This is a genomic window from Sphingomonas sp. SORGH_AS_0870 (assembly GCF_031453175.1).
Lineage (GTDB): Bacteria > Pseudomonadota > Alphaproteobacteria > Sphingomonadales > Sphingomonadaceae > Sphingomonas.
Genome location: NZ_JAVIYW010000002.1, coordinates 185,313 through 199,390, shown reverse-complemented (window position 1 = coordinate 199,390; position 14,078 = coordinate 185,313). Strand labels below are relative to the sequence as shown.

Below are 14,078 nucleotides of genomic sequence, written 5' to 3'. Positions count from 1 at the left end.
CCCGAGATAGGCAATGGCACAGGATCGGCCAATCGATACTTGCATGTGCGGGGGCGGGCCGTGCATGCATGGCCCTTCATGATCGTGAACCCCCCTCCGTTCGTCCTGCTGGACGATGCCCGCCACGGGGGAGCGGCCGCGCGTCTCTATACCGCGCCGGTCGACATCGTGACCGCGCATCGCCCCGAACAGGTCGCCCCCGCGCTGGCTGCGCTACGCCGCGCGCAGCGACAGGGGCTGCATGCCGCCGGCTATCTGGCCTATGAGGCGGGAGCGGCGTTCGAGCCGGGGGTGGCGGCCCGCGCGGTCGACGGGCCGCTGCTGTGGTTCGGGCTGTTCCGCGATCATGCGACGGTCGATGTCGCGGCGCTGCTGCCCGACCCCGCCGGCGCCTGGGCGGGCGATCTGGTTCCCGAGGGCGATGCGCAGCGCCATGCCCGGCAATTCGCCGAGGTGCAGGCGCTGATCGCGGCAGGCGATCTCTATCAGGTCAATCTGACCTTTCGCGCGCAGGTGCCGGTCGCGGGCGATCCGCTGGCGCTCTATGCGGGGCTGCGCGCCCGGTCGCGCGCGGGCTGGGGCGCGGTGGTGGCGACGGAGGAGGCGACTATCCTGTCGCTGTCGCCCGAGCTGTTCTTCGCGTTGGAGGACGGCCGCCTGACCGCGCGGCCGATGAAGGGGACCGCACGGCGCGACGACGACCCCGCCGCCGATACGCGCGCGGCGCAGGAGCTGCGCGACGACCCCAAGCAGCGCGCCGAGAATCTGATGATCGTCGACCTGATGCGTAACGACCTGTCGCGAGTCGCGCGGCCGGGCAGCGTCGCGGTGCCCGAGCTTTTCGCGGTCGAGCCCTATCCGACCGTCCACCAGATGGTGTCGACCGTCACCGCCGATCTGGCCGAAGGGCAGGACGCCCTGGATGTGCTGTCCGCGCTTTTCCCCTGCGGCTCGATCACCGGCGCGCCCAAGATCCGCGCGATGCAGGCGATCGCCGAGATCGAGGATTCGCCCCGCGGCCTCTATACCGGCGCCATCGGGCGCCTCGACGCGGATGGCGATGCGATGTTCAACGTCGCGATCCGCACCCTGACCTGGCCGCACGGCGCCGACCATGCGACGCTGGGGCTGGGATCGGGGGTCGTCGCCGACTCGGTGGCGGCGGACGAGTGGGACGAATGCCTCGCCAAGGCCGCCTTCCTGGACGGCGGGCGCAGCGATGTCGATCTGATCGAGACCATGGCCTTCGATCCCGTCGACGGCATCCAGCATCTGGAGGAGCATCTCGCCCGGATGAAGGCGAGCGCGGCGGCGCTGGGCTTCACCTTCGACCGGCATGACGCGCGCAACGAGTTGCAGGCGGCGACCTTCCGCCTGCGCGATACCCGGCGCATCCGGCTGTTGCTGGCGCGCAGCGGCGCGGTGGTGGTCGAGGTCGCGCCGCGTCCGGCGCCGTTCGACGGGGTGGTGCCGGTGCGGATCGTGCCGCTGCCCGTCGCCACGTCCGACCTGCGGCTGCGCCACAAGACCAGCGCGCGCGGCTTCTACGACTCGGCGCGGGTGGCGGCGGGCACGGCCGAGGTCGTGTTCGAGACGCCCGACGGCTATCTGACCGAGGGCAGCTATACCTCGCTGTTCGTCGCGCGCGGCGACAAGCTGGTGACGCCGCCGCTGGCGCAGGGGCTGCTGCCCGGCGTGCTGCGCGGCCATCTGATCGAGAGCGGTCGCGCGGTCGAGGGGCCGTTGACCCGTGCCGATCTGCAAGACGGATTCTTGCTTGGCAACGCGCTTCGCGGATTGTTTCGTGCACAGATGGTTGCGGATTGAGGCAGGAGGGCGCTAAAGCGCGCCCGCACTCTCCTGTCGCAAAGGTTCCGTTCCATGCAGCCCTCCGCCGCGCTCGGCCGTATCAGCCCGTCCCCCACGCTCGCCATCACCAGCCGCGTGATGGAGCTGAAGCGCGCCGGCGTCGACGTGATCGGGCTGGGCGCGGGCGAGCCCGATTTCGACACGCCGGACTTCGTGAAAGAGGCCGCGATCCAGGCGATTCGCGACGGCAAGACCAAGTACACGAACGTCGACGGCACGCCCGAGCTGAAGGCCGCGATCGCGCAGAAGTTCGCACGCGACAACGCCCTGACCTACAAGGCCGATCAGATCAGCGTGAATGTCGGCGGCAAGCACACCCTGTTCAACGCGATGGTCGCGACGATCGACGCCGGGGACGAGGTGGTGATCCCCGCGCCCTATTGGGTCAGCTATCCGGACGTCGTCCAGTTCGCGGGCGGCGTGCCGGTGATCGTGAAGGCGGGGCCGGAACAGGGTTACAAGCTGACCCCGGAGGCGCTCGACGCCGCGATCACGCCCAGGACCAAGTGGGTCATCCTGAACTCGCCGTCCAACCCGACGGGCGCGGGCTATACCGCCGACGAGCTGAAGGCGCTGGGCGAGGTGATCCTGCGTCACCCGCATGTCTGGGTCTTCGCCGACGATATGTACGAGCATATCGTCTATGACGGCTTCCGCTTCGCCACCATCGCGCAGGTCTGCCCCGAGCTGTACGAGCGCACGCTGACCGTCAACGGCTGTTCCAAGGCCTATGCGATGACCGGCTGGCGCATCGGCTATGCGGGCGGCGCGCCCTGGCTGATCAAGGCGATCGCCAAGCTCCAGTCGCAGTCGACCTCCAACCCCTGCTCGATCGCGCAGGCGGCGGCGACCGCGGCGCTGACCGGCGACCAGAGCTTCCTGGCCGAGCGTAACCTGGCGTTCCAGGCGCGGCGCGACATGGTCGTGTCGATGCTCAACGCAATCGACGGCATGACCTGCCCGACGCCCGAAGGCGCCTTCTATGTCTATCCGTCCTTCGCGCCGCTGATCGGCAAGACCACGCCCTCGGGCCGGTTGATCGACAGCGACGAGGCGTTTGTCGGCTATCTGCTCGACGATGCGAAGGTCGCGGCGGTGCAGGGCGCGGCGTTCGGCCTCTCGCCCGCGATGCGAATCAGCTATGCGACCTCGGACGCGCTGCTCAAGGAAGCGTGCACCCGCATCCAGACGGCCTGCGCCGCGCTGAAATAATTTCCCGCCCTTGCGGCGGTGCGAAAGCCCGTGGGTATGGCCAAAAGGCTGTACCTGCGGGCTTTTTCCTATCCCTATGTGCGCCGCAGCAATAAGGCCTAACTGTGGCATGAACGACACGTCCACGTGCCGTTAATGCTGTGTTTCTATAAATGCCATTGTCGGAAGGACGCGGATCGACCAGATGGCGCCCGGAAGATCGCCGCCCATTCGGGGGCGACCCGTTTTAGACAGGTGAAGACGAATGCGTGCCCTCCTCAAGTCCAGCTTCGTGTGGCAGTTCGCCGGCGGATTTGCGCTGGGTGCCCTGGGCCTCATCGTACTTCACCCCGCCGAAGCGCCCAGCCGTTACGGTTCGGCCCCGGTCGAGGCGGTTCGCTAAGCGACGGGCCTGGCCTTCGACTTCGCGCAGGCTGAACGCAGCGAAGGGCGAAGGCCATCACAACAGCCGTTCAGGCTGAGCGAAGTCGAAGCCCACGCTACAACGCCAGCCCCTGGCCGAACCCTGAAAACACCCCATATCTCGGTGATGCGCAATAGCCTCTGCATCGCCTTGGCCGCGACCGCATTCGGAGCGGTCGCCTTGTCCTCGCTTCCCGCGCACGCCGAACGTGCCGTGCCGTTGCCCAAGGCGACGCTCGACCTGCCCGCCGCGCGGCGTCCGCAGGTGGCGGTCCTGGCGGGCGGCTGTTTCTGGGGCATGGAGGCGGTGTTCGAGCGGGTGAAGGGCGTGCGCGGCGTCACCGCGGGCTATGCCGGGGGCGGGGCGGCCGATGCCAATTATGCCGCCGTCTCGACCGAGCGGACCCGCCATGCCGAGGCGATCCGGATCACCTACGACCCCGCGCAGGTCTCCTATGCCACGCTGCTGCGCGTCTATTTCTCGATCGCGCACGATCCGACCCAGGTCGGCGGACAGGGGCCCGATCGCGGTCCGAGCTATCGCTCGGCGATCTTCGCCCAGTCGCCCGAACAGGCGCGGGTGGCACGCGCCTATATCGCGCAGTTGAGCCAGGCCCATGCCTTTGCCCGGCCGATCACCACGCGGATCGAGCAGGGGCGTTTCTTCCCCGCCGAGGCGGATCACCAGAATTTCTACGACCGCAATCCCGGCCATCCCTATATCATGCGCTGGGACAAGCCCAAGGTGGCGGGCTTTCGCGCGGGCTTCCCCGATCTGGCGCGCACGGGATAGGCCTCAGGCCGCGACCGGAAAGCGCAGCATCCGGTCGCGCACGGGCACCAGCGCCTCGGCCGGGCGACCGACCGCCTGGACCAGCGCGGGGTGGTCGACGTCCAGCCCCCCGGTCAGCGCCCCGAAGGCGGGCAGGACCAGCTTGCGCGCGGTGCCCACGAAACAGCGGCGCGCAACCATCTTGCCCCGGACGCGCAGGCGCAGCTTGGGATGGAAATGCCCCGACAGTTCGGGCCGCGTCTCGGCGGGATCGGCCTCGTGGCGCAGGATCAGCCCGTCGACCGCCGCTTCGTCCATCACCGCGCCGCCGCAGCGATCGCGCAGGACGGGATCGTGATTGCCGGTGATCCACATCCACCGCGTCGCGCCGGTCAGCGCCAGCAGCATCGCGCGCGCCTCGGGCAGCAGGCGGTCGCACCCCTCCGCATCGTGAAAGCTGTCGCCCAGACACCAGACCTCGCGCGCGCCGGTCTGGCGGACCAGCGCGGTCAGCTCGGTCAGCGTGGCGAGCGAATCATAGGGCGGCAGCATCTGCCCGCCCCCGGCATACCAGCTCGCCTTCTCCAGATGGAGATCGGCGACCAGCAGCGCGCCCCGCGCGGGCCAGAACAGCGCGCCATCGGCCAGGGCCTTGAACGCCTGGCCGCCGAACGAAAAGGGAACCATTTCCTGTCCATGCGCTTGACGCCTGGCAAGATCAAGCGATTGCACAGGCTATGGGAAAGCCCTTGCGTCGGGCGCGCAGAAGCGTAAAGCGCGCCGTCCTTTTGGCACAGGGGGTTCCGGCGGACATGACGGGGACGGCGACCGATATGACGGGCATCCAGACCGCATCCGTGGAGTCGGCGGAGAGCGGCGCATCGTCGCATGCGCCCCACCCCGCGCTGGTCGCGCTGACCATCGGCGCGATCGGCGTCGTCTTCGGCGATATCGGCACCAGCCCGCTCTACGCCTTTCGCGAGGCGCTGGGCCAGTCGGCGGGCGACGGCATCGACCCCAGCGAGATTCTGGGCGTGCTCAGCCTGGCGCTCTGGTCGCTGATCCTGGTCGTGACGATCAAATATGTCGTCTTCCTGATGCGCGCCGACAATCAGGGCGAGGGCGGGGTGCTGGCGCTGGCCGCGCTCGCCCGACGCGCGTCCGGCGTGCGGTCGCGCGTCGCGCTGGTGCTGGGCGCGGCGGGCGCCTCGCTCTTCTATGGCGATGCGATCATCACGCCCGCACTGTCGGTGCTGTCGGCGATGGAGGGGCTGCGCACCATTCCCGCCGCCGCGACGATCTTCGACGAGAATATCATCCGGCTGTGCACCATCGTCATCCTGGTCGTGCTCTTCTGCATCCAGTCGCGCGGGACCGCGCAGGTGTCGAAGCTGTTCGGCCCGATCTGCATCCTGTGGTTCCTGGTCATCGGCGGGCTGGGCGTCTGGCATATCGCCGACGAACCCTCGATCGCGCGGGTCGTCTGGCCGGGCTACGGCGTCAGCTTCCTGGCGAGCCATGGGCTGGTCGGGCTGTTCGTGCTGGGCGCGGTGTTCCTGACCGTGACCGGGGCCGAGGCGCTGACCGCCGATATGGGCCATTTCGGGCGGCTGCCCATCCGCATCGGCTGGTTCTCTTTGGTTCTGCCCGCGCTGGCGCTCAACTATCTGGGGCAGGGGGCGTTCGCGCTGTCGACGCTGGAACAGGCGGCGGCGAGCGGCCAGCCCTTCGCCAACCAGGACTGGTTCTTCCTGATGGCGCCCGAGCCGTTGCGCCCCGCGCTGATCGTGCTGGCGGGCCTCGCCACCGTGATCGCGGCGCAGGCGGTGATCACCGGCGCCTTCTCGCTGACCCAGCAGGCGATCCAGCTGGGGTTGCTGCCGCGCCTTCGCGTCCGCCAGACCTCGGCCGATTTCCGGGGGCAGATCTATCTGCCCGCGATCAACTGGATGCTGTTGTTCGGCGTGCTGGTGCTGGTGATCCAGTTCAAGACCTCCTCGGCTATGGCGGCGGCCTATGGCATCGCGGTGACGGGCACGATGGTCGTGACCACCTGCCTGGCCTATCTGGTGGTGCGGCATCGCTGGGGCTGGTCGCGCGGCGTTGCGGTGGCGGCGCTGCTGCCCTTCCTGGCGCTCGACCTCGTCTTCTTCGGCGCGAATATCCTGCGCGTGATCGAGGGGGGCTGGGTGCCGCTGCTGGTCGGTGCGGGCGTCGGCCTGATCATCCATACCTGGGTGCGCGGGCGGGGCATCGTTTCGGCCTTCGAGAAGCGGCAGGCGATTCCGCTCGCCGACCTCGCCGCCGCGCTCGCCAAGCGGCCGCCCGAGCGGGTGGCGGGGACCGCCGTGTTCCTGACCGCCAACCCCGCCTCGGCCCCCGGCGCGCTGCTCCACAATCTGAAGCACAACAAGATCCTGCACGCGCAGAATCTGGTGGTGACCATCCGCACCGCCGACCGTCCGGTGGTCCCGCCCGAGCGGCGCGCGCATGTCGAGCGGCTGGACGACAATTTCGCGACCGTCACGCTGACCTATGGCTTCATGGAAACGCCCGACGTGCCGCGCGACCTGAAGGACCTGGGCGTCGAGACCCGGCATTCGGGGCTGGACCCGATGAAGACCAGCTATTTCATCGGTCGCAACACGCTCAAGCCCGAAGCGGAAAAGGGCATGCCCCCCTGGCAGGATCGGGTGTTCATGTTCCTGCAGCGCAACGCCAGCGACCCGACCGACTTCCTGCGGATTCCGCCGGGCAAGGTCCTCGAACTGGGCGAGCAGGTCACGGTCTAGGCCTGTTCCTCCCCAGGCTCGCCTGGGGATAAACAGCGGTTACAGCGTGACCTTGGGCGGCTTGGCGGCCTCGACCGCCACGAGGATCATCTTTTCCCAGATGGCGGGATCGCCCGCATCGGCCATCGCCTGATCGGGCTCGCGCAGCGTGCGCAGCACCGCCAGCGCATCGGCCATATGCTCGCGCCAGTGATCGTCGACGAGACGCCCGGCGGACTCGGCATCGCCCCCCGCATTGGCGCTGAGCCGCTGGCCGCACAGCACGCGTGCGATGCGTTCGGCGGCGGGGGTGTGGGCAATATCCATGGCAATCTCTCCTGACGCGTGGAAATCGTTACGCAATCAACGCGGGAGAGGCGGGAATGGTGCCAGCGTCTGGGGCTGGGCACGCCCCTCCCGCTTGCGGGAGGGGATGGGGGAGGGAATGCCACAAGCGACCGTCTCGGTGAGACTTCCATGCCCTCCCCAACCCCTCCCGCTTGCGGGAGGGGCTAAGAAGGCGGTCAGCCCTGGGCGCCGCGACCCGCACCGCCGCCGGAGCGGCCGCCACGACCGCGGCCACCGCCGCCGCCCGGACCACCAACTCCGCCACCGCCGCCACGACGGCGCGGCTGGCGACCCTGGGGTGCGCGCGAGTCGGTCGCGCGCGGGGAATGCGTGGCGCGCGGCCGCGCCGGATCGCGCGGGCGGTCGACGCGCGGCGCGGGGTCGGCGCCGATTGCCTTGACCCGCTGCGACTTGATCGTCTCGGCGCGCTTCACGAAATCGGCGGGCAGCGGGACGACGGTGATCTTCTGCCGCGTCAGCTTCTCGATATCCTTCAGATAGGGCCGCTCATCCTCGGCGCAGAAGGCGATCGCCATGCCCGAACGGCCGGCGCGCGCGGTGCGGCCGATACGGTGGACATATTGTTCCGCGACATTGGGCAGCTCGAAGTTGAAGACGTGGCTGACGCCCGGAATGTCGATGCCGCGCGCCGCGATGTCGGTCGCCACCAGCACGCGGGTCTGGCCCGAGCGGAACTCGCCCAGCGCGCGCTCGCGCTGGCCCTGGCTCTTGTTGCCGTGGATCGCGTTGGCGGCGATGCCGTTGCCCGCCAGCAGCTTCACGACGCGGTCCGCGCCATGCTTGGTGCGGGTGAAGACCAGCGCCAGCTCGATCGCGGGATCGGCGAGCAGGATGGTCAGCAGCGCCTGCTTTTCCTGTTGCGTGACGAACGTCACCGACTGGTCGACGCGCTCGGCGGTGGTCGACACCGGGGTCACGGTGACGGTCGCGGGATTATCGAGGAACTTGTCGGCCAGATCGCGGATGGCGGCGGGCATGGTGGCCGAGAAAAACAGGGTCTGGCGCTTGCGCGGGATCATCTTCACGATGCGGCGCAGCGCATGAATGAAGCCCAGGTCGAGCATCTGGTCGGCCTCGTCCAGCACCAGGATCTCGATCATCGACAGGTTCAGGAAGCCCTGCTCAACGAGATCGATCAGACGGCCCGGCGTCGCGACCAGGATGTCGACGCCGCGCGACAGGTCCTGGCGGTTCTTGTTCAGGCTGGTGCCGCCGAAGACGGTCGCGACCGCCAGCTTGGAAAACTTGGCATAGCCCTTCGCATTCTCGGCGATCTGGCTGGCCAGCTCGCGCGTGGGGGCCAGGACCAGCATCCGGCAATGGGTCGGCAGGACGCGCTTGTTCGCCTCGACCAGCCGCTGGATTGACGGCAGCACGAACGCGGCGGTCTTGCCGGTGCCGGTCTGCGCGATGCCCAGCAGGTCGCGGCCTTCGAGCAGCGTCGGGATCGAGTCGCGCTGGATCGGGGTGGGTTCGGAATAGCCCTTGGCTTCGAGCGCGCGGACGAGCGGCTCGGCAAGGCCGAGTTCGGAAAACGACATGAAATGACTTTCTGACATGGGCGCGCGAGTCACGAAGGGCCGCGAGAGGCGGCGCCGGGGTTGATGACACCCCGCGTGACAAGGGAAGCCTGGAGACAGGGTCGGGGCGGAGCCGGGACTGGAGAGTCCGTTCACGCTGCAAGTGGACGCCTTCGACGGGTGGGCATGTGCGCCCCGCCTTGCGAAAAGTCAAGTTTCGGGCAGGATCATTGTCGCGGTGCGTGACAACCGCGGGCGGATGGTTACATCCGATACCAGTTAGCGAAGAGGAGTCCTGCATGAAACTCGCCAGTCTCAAGGGTGGTCGCGACGGCAAGCTGGTCGTCGTGTCGAGCGATCTCGCCTGGTATGCCGATGCGGGCCATATCGCCCCGACCTTGCAGGCCGCCCTCGACGACTGGAATGCCGTCGCCCCCGCGCTGGCCAATCTGGCGACCGACCTCGACCATGAGGTGATCCCGCGCGAACGATTCCACGAGCATGACGCCGCCTCGCCCCTGCCGCGCGCCTATCAATGGGCGGACGGATCGGCCTATGTGAATCACGTCGCGCTCGTCCGCCAGGCGCGCGGGGCGGAACTGCCCGACAGCTTCTGGCACGATCCGCTAATGTATCAGGGCGGGTCGGACGGATTCCTGGCCCCGCGCGACGCGATCCCGCTGGCCGACGAAAGCTGGGGCTGCGACCTGGAGGGCGAGGTCGTCGTCGTCACCGGCGACGTGGCGATGGGGGCGAGCCGCGAGGAGGCATTGGCGGCGATCCGGCTGGTCGGGCTGACCAACGACGTGTCGCTGCGCGGGCTGATCCCCGGCGAACTGGCCAAGGGGTTCGGCTTTTTCCAGTCCAAGCCCGCCTCGGCCTTTTCGCCGGTCTTCGTGACGCCCGAGTCGCTGGGTGACTGGTGGCGGGACGGCAAGCTGCACCGGGTGCTGAAGGTCGATCTCAACGGTCAGCCCTTCGGCCGCGCGGATGCGGGGCAGGACATGACCTTCGACTTCGGCACGCTGGTCGCCCATGCTGCCAAGACGCGCGCGCTGGGGGCGGGGACGATCATCGGCTCGGGCACCGTGTCCAACCGCGACGCCGATGGCGGGCCGGGCAAGCCCGTCGCCGAGGGCGGCGTCGGCTATAGCTGCCTGGCCGAGCTGCGCATGATCGAGACGATCCGGGGCGGCGAGCCCGTCACGCCGTTTCTGAAGAAGGGCGATACCGTCCGCATCTGGATGGAGGACGACCGCCACCATCCGATCTTCGGCGCGATCGAGCAGACTGTGGGCTGATCCAGATCCTCCCCATCTTGGATGGGGAGGGGGACCGCCCGGCACAGCCGGGTGGTGGAGGGGCGGCGGCGTCAGCCGCCGTCTGCGACGGCGCCCCTCCACCACCGCTTCGCGGCGGTCCCCCTCCCCAAGCATAGCTTGGGGAGGATTGGACTTACTCCACCAGCGCGTCGATCGCCTCGGCCATGTCGATGTCGCGTGCCGACAGGCCGCCCGCGTCATGGGTGGTCAGCACGATGTCGACCCGGTTCCACACGTTCGACCATTCGGGATGATGGTCCGCCTTCTCTGCCAGCAGCGCCACGCGGGTCATGAAGCCGAACGCCTCGTTGAAATCGGCGAAGACGAAACGGCGGCTGATCGCGTCGCGTCCCTCGTCCCAGTCCCAGTCGGGCAGGCCGTCCAGCGCCTCGTCCCGGTCCAGCTCGCTCAGCCGCTCCACCATTGCCGTCCCCTTGCTTCTCTTGTTCTTTTGACCGGCACAGCGGTATGACGACGCGCATGAGCGGGCAAGACGGGATCGGCGCGGCACCGGGGGCCGATGTGATCGAGGCGATCGCGCGCGACGCCATCGGGCGCCTTCCCGCCGCGTTCGCGGCGCATCTGGGCGATGTGGTGCTGATCGTCGAGGAATTCGCCGATGACGAGACGCTGGCCGCGCTGGGGCTTGACCATCCGCTCGACCTGACCGGCCTGTATCACGGACGGCCGGTGGGCGAGAAGAGCAGCATGGATTCGGGCGCGCTGCCCGACCGCATCCATCTCTATCGCCGCGCGATCCTGGACGAATGGGTCGAGACCGGGGTGCGGCTGGACGATCTGGTCGTGCATGTGACGATCCATGAGATCGGCCATCATTTCGGCCTGTCGGACGAGGATATGCACGCGCTCGAAGAGGCGATGGACGGTCCGGCCGCGTGATATTGCAGCTGTCCCAGGTCGCCTGCGCGCGCGGTGGGCGGCTGTTGTTCGCCGGGCTGTCGCTGGCGCTGGGCCCCGGCGGGGCGGCGCTCGTCACCGGCCCCAACGGCATCGGCAAGTCCAGCCTGCTGCGCCTCGCCGCCGGGCTGATCGCCCCGTTCGAGGGACATGTCGTGCGAAGCGGGCGGGCGGCGCTGATGGCCGAGGATCTGGCGCTCGACCTGGACAGGCGCCTCGTCGATGCGCTGTCCTTCTGGGCGAAGCTGGATGGCGGCGACCAGGCATCCGCCCGGGTGGCCGCGGCGCTGGCCGAGGTCGGGCTGGCGACGCTGGCCGAGGTGCCGGTGCGGCTGTTGTCCACCGGGCAGCGGCGGCGCGCGGCGCTGGCGCGGGTGCTGGCGGCCGATGCGCCGCTCTGGCTGCTGGACGAGCCGGGCAACGGGCTGGATGCCGCCGGGGTCGCGATGCTCGAACAGGCCATCGCCCGCCACCGCGCCGGGGGCGGGGCGGTGCTGCTCGCCACGCATCAGACGCTCGCCCTGCCCGATGCCGAGCCGATCCTGCTGGCCGAGAGGGTTCCTGCATGACGATCATCGGCACGCTGATCGCGCGCGATGTGCGGCGCGGCTATGCCGGGGGCGGGGCGGGGCTGGTCAGCGGTTTCTTCCTGTTGGCGGTCATTCTCTTTCCCTTCGCCATCGGACCCGACCGGGCGATGCTGGCGCGGATCGGTGCGGGCGCGATCTGGGTGGCAGCGCTGCTCGCGGCGCTGTTGCCGGTCGAGCGGCTGGTCGCGCCCGATTGCGAATCGGGCTGGTTCGATCAGGTCGCTGTGCGCGGCCTGTCGCTGCCGCTCGTCATGGGGGTACGGATACTGGGGCACTGGCTGGCCTTTGCGCCGCCGCTGATGCTCGCGGCGCTGCTCGCGGCCGGGCTGTTCGGGCTGGACGGCCCGGCGCTGGTCCGGGTCGAGGCGGGGCTGCTGCTCGGCACGCCGGGGCTGGCCGCGCTGGCGGTGGCGACGGGTGCGCTGACTGCCGGGCTGCGCGGCGTGGGCGGCATGGCGGGGCTGCTGCTGTTGCCGCTCGCCCTGCCGCTGCTGATCTTCGGCGCGGGCGGTGGGGATATGGGGGCGATGAAGCTCCTGGCGGCCTGTTCGCTGCTGCTGGTGGCGGGGGCACCCTGGCTGGCGGCGGCGGCGATCCGGTCGGTGCGGGACTGACATCATGGCAGACGCCCAGGTGATCGCGCGGGCCTTCGACGCGGCGGCGGCCTATGACGCGCATGCGGTGGTGCAGCGGCAGGTCGCCGACTGGCTGGCCGAGCGGATCGTCGCGGTCGCGCCGTCCGGCCCGCGCGTGCTGGAGGTAGGATGCGGCACCGGCTTCCTGACCGGCGCGGTGCGGCCCCGGCTGGAGGGGGCCGACTGGCTGATGACCGACATCGCTCCCGCCATGCTGGCGCGCGGACTGGCGGGGCAGCCGGGCGTGCGGGGGCGGGTGATGGACGGTGAGCATCCCGACCTGCCCGACGAAGCGCCGTTCGACCTGATCGTCAGCAGCCTGGCGGTGCAGTGGTTCGCCGATCTGGGCGGCGGGTTGCAGCGGCTGGCGGCGCTGCTGCGCCCCGGCGGGCGGTTGCTGGTGACGACGCTGGTCGAGGGGACGTTCGCGGCCTGGCACGAGGCGCACCGGGCGGAGGGATTCGCGGCGGGGAGCCCGGTCTATCCGCCGGTCGAGTCGCTGGGTTGGCCGGTCGAAACCCGGCGGTTCGAGCAGCGGCATGGCTCGGCGGCCGCGTTCATGCGCGCGCTCCGGGCGATTGGGGCAGGAACGCCGCGCGAAGGGCACCGACCGATCCCGCCGGGTGCGATGCGGCGGATCGCGAAGCGGTTCGAGGCGGACGGTGCGGTGGCGACCTATGAGGTCGCGTTGATCGAAATTCCCAACTCCCGTTCGTGCTGAGCGAAGTCGAAGCACATGCCCCGCCGCTATGACCGGGCGTGGCCTTCGACTTCGCTCAGGCTGAACGGAGGTTGGGAAGGGGCGTGAGGGGCAGGAGGGTGTGTCTTTACCGGCTCCACCGCGCCCAGATGGCGGTGGGCAGGGTCAGCCCGCGCGCTTCCTCGCGCACGCCGAGTTCGCCGCATTCGACCTTGCCGGGCAGGTCGGCCATCACCTGGCGCATCATCTCGCCGATCGCCATCGCCGACATGCGCACCGCGTACACCGTCAGGAACAGGAAGCGCGAATCACCGTCGAGCAGCTGGCGGCAATTGGCGATCAGGCCGGGCAGGTCTTCCTCCAGCCGCCAGACCTCGCCCTCCGGCCCGCGTCCATATTTGGGCGGGTCGAGCAATATGCCGTCATAACGCCGTCCACGCCGCACCTCGCGCGCGACGAACTTGGCGGCGTCGTCGATGATCCAGCGGACCGGCGCATCGCCCAGGCCCGACAGCATCGCATTGCCCCGCGCCGCCTCGACCGATTTCTTCGACGCGTCGACATGCACCATCTTCGCGCCCGCGCTCGCCATCGCCAGCGTGCCGACGCCCGTATAGCCGAACAGGTTCATGCATTCGGGCTCGGCCAGGCCATCGACCTGCTCGCGCATCCAGCTCCAGACCGGGGCCATGTCGGGGAAGAAGCCCAGATGGCGGAACGGCGTGTTCTGCGCGGTGAAGCGCACCTCGTTCCACTTGAGCGGCCAGCCCTCGCGCGGGACCGGCTCGTTGAAGTTCCAGCGGCCGCCGCCATCCTCGTCCGAGCCGGGCACGAACTCGGCCGCCGCGCGCCAGTCGCTGGTCGCCGGGGCCCACATCGCCTGGGGTTCGGGGCGGATGAAGCGGAACCGGCCATAGCGTTCCAGCTTGCGACCATGGCCGGAATCGACCAGCCCGTAATCCGCCCAGGGCTCGCCGATCATCGTTTCGAGTTTCATG

Annotated in this window: 15 protein-coding genes; 10 read left to right on the top strand and 5 right to left on the bottom strand. The window is 69.4% G+C overall.

Going from position 1 to position 14,078, the window contains the following annotated elements; genetic code table 11:
- Positions 1–78: 78 nt before the first annotated feature.
- The 4 genes from pabB to msrA all read left to right on the top strand — a co-directional run bounded on the left by pabB (position 79) and on the right by msrA (position 4,276).
- Positions 79–1,827: an aminodeoxychorismate synthase component I gene (pabB, locus tag QE363_RS01290; protein ID WP_309690997.1), complete on the top strand. Its 1,749-nt coding sequence runs from the start codon at positions 79–81 to the stop codon at positions 1,825–1,827.
- Between the two features lie 54 nt (positions 1,828–1,881).
- On the top strand, positions 1,882–3,081 hold the full coding sequence (locus tag QE363_RS01285; RefSeq protein ID WP_309690995.1) for a pyridoxal phosphate-dependent aminotransferase: 1,200 nt from the start codon (positions 1,882–1,884) through the stop codon (positions 3,079–3,081).
- Positions 3,082–3,325: 244 nt separating this feature from the next.
- A complete protein-coding gene (locus QE363_RS01280) occupies positions 3,326–3,463 on the top strand; it encodes a hypothetical protein (RefSeq protein WP_307101551.1) in 138 nt (45 codons plus the stop codon).
- 147 nt (positions 3,464–3,610) lie between these two features.
- Complete coding sequence (msrA, locus tag QE363_RS01275) at positions 3,611–4,276, top strand: peptide-methionine (S)-S-oxide reductase MsrA (RefSeq protein WP_309690991.1); 666 nt, start codon at positions 3,611–3,613, stop codon at positions 4,274–4,276.
- A 3-nt stretch (positions 4,277–4,279) separates the two neighbouring features.
- Here the strand turns inward: msrA and pdeM are convergent, their stop codons facing one another.
- Positions 4,280–4,942 (bottom strand): ligase-associated DNA damage response endonuclease PdeM, encoded by a 663-nt coding sequence (gene pdeM, locus QE363_RS01270; RefSeq protein WP_309690988.1) that lies wholly within the window; start codon positions 4,940–4,942, stop codon positions 4,280–4,282.
- 146 nt (positions 4,943–5,088) lie between these two features.
- Between pdeM and QE363_RS01265 the strand changes: the two genes are divergently transcribed.
- Positions 5,089–7,047 carry a potassium transporter Kup gene (locus QE363_RS01265; RefSeq protein WP_309698032.1) on the top strand — a complete coding sequence of 653 codons (1,959 nt, stop codon included), beginning with the start codon at positions 5,089–5,091 and terminating at the stop codon, positions 7,045–7,047.
- 39 nt (positions 7,048–7,086) lie between these two features.
- Here QE363_RS01265 and QE363_RS01260 read toward each other — a convergent pair whose 3' ends face one another.
- Both QE363_RS01260 and QE363_RS01255 read right to left on the bottom strand, forming a co-directional pair.
- The gene (locus QE363_RS01260) at positions 7,087–7,353 is read right to left on the bottom strand and encodes a hypothetical protein (protein WP_307101545.1); all 267 of its coding nucleotides are present in this window, start codon (positions 7,351–7,353) and stop codon (positions 7,087–7,089) included.
- 197 nt (positions 7,354–7,550) lie between these two features.
- Positions 7,551–8,936, bottom strand: coding sequence for a DEAD/DEAH box helicase (locus QE363_RS01255; RefSeq protein ID WP_309690983.1), 1,386 nt, complete (start codon positions 8,934–8,936; stop codon positions 7,551–7,553).
- A 278-nt stretch (positions 8,937–9,214) separates the two neighbouring features.
- On the opposite strand from QE363_RS01255, the gene QE363_RS01250 reads away from it, so the two are divergent.
- Positions 9,215–10,216 (top strand): fumarylacetoacetate hydrolase family protein, encoded by a 1,002-nt coding sequence (locus QE363_RS01250; protein ID WP_309690981.1) that lies wholly within the window; start codon positions 9,215–9,217, stop codon positions 10,214–10,216.
- Between the two features lie 154 nt (positions 10,217–10,370).
- Here QE363_RS01250 and QE363_RS01245 read toward each other — a convergent pair whose 3' ends face one another.
- Positions 10,371–10,748, bottom strand: a complete 378-nt coding sequence (locus tag QE363_RS01245; protein ID WP_307101539.1) for a 4a-hydroxytetrahydrobiopterin dehydratase — start codon at positions 10,746–10,748, stop codon at positions 10,371–10,373.
- On the opposite strand from QE363_RS01245, the gene QE363_RS01240 reads away from it, so the two are divergent.
- The 4 genes from QE363_RS01240 to QE363_RS01225 are packed head-to-tail and all read left to right on the top strand — an operon-like array spanning position 10,718 to position 13,101.
- Positions 10,718–11,137, top strand: coding sequence for a metallopeptidase family protein (locus QE363_RS01240; protein ID WP_309690974.1), 420 nt, complete (start codon positions 10,718–10,720; stop codon positions 11,135–11,137). The two genes, QE363_RS01245 and QE363_RS01240, sit on opposite strands and share 31 nt — an antisense overlap.
- Positions 11,134–11,724 (top strand): heme ABC exporter ATP-binding protein CcmA, encoded by a 591-nt coding sequence (gene ccmA / locus QE363_RS01235; protein ID WP_309690971.1) that lies wholly within the window; start codon positions 11,134–11,136, stop codon positions 11,722–11,724. The genes QE363_RS01240 and ccmA overlap by 4 nt, the downstream gene beginning before the upstream one ends.
- Positions 11,721–12,359, top strand: coding sequence for a heme exporter protein CcmB (locus tag QE363_RS01230; protein WP_309690969.1), 639 nt, complete (start codon positions 11,721–11,723; stop codon positions 12,357–12,359). The genes ccmA and QE363_RS01230 overlap by 4 nt, the downstream gene beginning before the upstream one ends.
- Before the next feature lie 4 nt (positions 12,360–12,363).
- Positions 12,364–13,101 (top strand): methyltransferase, encoded by a 738-nt coding sequence (locus QE363_RS01225; RefSeq protein WP_309690966.1) that lies wholly within the window; start codon positions 12,364–12,366, stop codon positions 13,099–13,101.
- Positions 13,102–13,207: 106 nt separating this feature from the next.
- Here QE363_RS01225 and QE363_RS01220 read toward each other — a convergent pair whose 3' ends face one another.
- Positions 13,208–14,077, bottom strand: a complete 870-nt coding sequence (locus QE363_RS01220) for a class I SAM-dependent methyltransferase (RefSeq protein ID WP_309690963.1) — start codon at positions 14,075–14,077, stop codon at positions 13,208–13,210.
- Position 14,078 lies beyond the last annotated feature (1 nt).

Bases quoted from the DNA above. Each gene is read 5' to 3' on its own strand.
- pabB (WP_309690997.1), top strand. From the start codon at position 79: ATGATCGTGAACCCCCCTCCGTTCGTCCTGCTGGACGATGCCCGCCAC.
- QE363_RS01285 (WP_309690995.1), top strand. From the start codon at position 1,882: ATGCAGCCCTCCGCCGCGCTCGGCCGTATCAGCCCGTCCCCCACGCTC.
- QE363_RS01280 (WP_307101551.1), top strand. From the start codon at position 3,326: ATGCGTGCCCTCCTCAAGTCCAGCTTCGTGTGGCAGTTCGCCGGCGGA.
- msrA (WP_309690991.1), top strand. From the start codon at position 3,611: ATGCGCAATAGCCTCTGCATCGCCTTGGCCGCGACCGCATTCGGAGCG.
- pdeM (WP_309690988.1), bottom strand. From the start codon at position 4,942: ATGGTTCCCTTTTCGTTCGGCGGCCAGGCGTTCAAGGCCCTGGCCGAT.
- QE363_RS01265 (WP_309698032.1), top strand. From the start codon at position 5,089: ATGACGGGCATCCAGACCGCATCCGTGGAGTCGGCGGAGAGCGGCGCA.
- QE363_RS01260 (WP_307101545.1), bottom strand. From the start codon at position 7,353: ATGGATATTGCCCACACCCCCGCCGCCGAACGCATCGCACGCGTGCTG.
- QE363_RS01255 (WP_309690983.1), bottom strand. From the start codon at position 8,936: ATGTCGTTTTCCGAACTCGGCCTTGCCGAGCCGCTCGTCCGCGCGCTC.
- QE363_RS01250 (WP_309690981.1), top strand. From the start codon at position 9,215: ATGAAACTCGCCAGTCTCAAGGGTGGTCGCGACGGCAAGCTGGTCGTC.
- QE363_RS01240 (WP_309690974.1), top strand. From the start codon at position 10,718: ATGAGCGGGCAAGACGGGATCGGCGCGGCACCGGGGGCCGATGTGATC.
- QE363_RS01230 (WP_309690969.1), top strand. From the start codon at position 11,721: ATGACGATCATCGGCACGCTGATCGCGCGCGATGTGCGGCGCGGCTAT.
- QE363_RS01225 (WP_309690966.1), top strand. From the start codon at position 12,364: ATGGCAGACGCCCAGGTGATCGCGCGGGCCTTCGACGCGGCGGCGGCC.
- QE363_RS01220 (WP_309690963.1), bottom strand. From the start codon at position 14,077: ATGAAACTCGAAACGATGATCGGCGAGCCCTGGGCGGATTACGGGCTG.